The 328-nt window shown below is 64.9% G+C and carries 1 protein-coding gene; it reads right to left on the bottom strand.

Annotation, left to right across the window (positions count from 1 at the left end; genetic code table 11):
* Positions 1 to 239 (bottom strand): transposase (locus tag G6020_RS15985; RefSeq protein ID WP_182611305.1); only part of this gene is annotated, 239 nt, incomplete at its 3' end.
* Positions 240 to 328 lie beyond the last annotated feature (89 nt).

Below are 328 nucleotides of genomic sequence, written 5' to 3'. Positions count from 1 at the left end.
GGGACGGCGACGTCGACGGTGCCGACCCGGGTATCCAGGGGCCGGTGGCGGTAGCCGTTGCGGTGGTTGGTGCGCTCAGCCGAGCGGGCGTTCCACTCGGCGCCGCACACAGCGTCGGCATCGGCGGAGAGCAGTGCGTTGATCATGGTCTGCAGCAGCTCGCGCATCAGATCCGGCGACGCGTCAGATAGGGCTTGGCCAAGCAGGCCTGCAGGGTCGACAATATGAGGTGCGGTCATCGTGATGACTCCGTTCGAGGATTCGGTAGAAGGTTGACTCGAAGGATCACACGGTGGCCGCTCTACACCCGTGCACAACACGGAATCGC

The sequence above is a fragment of the Dietzia sp. B19 genome (genome assembly GCF_014145155.1).
GTDB lineage: Bacteria > Actinomycetota > Actinomycetes > Mycobacteriales > Mycobacteriaceae > Dietzia > Dietzia natronolimnaea.
Note: the sequence above shows the minus strand (reverse complement) of the source record. Positions and strands in the feature narration are given on the sequence as shown.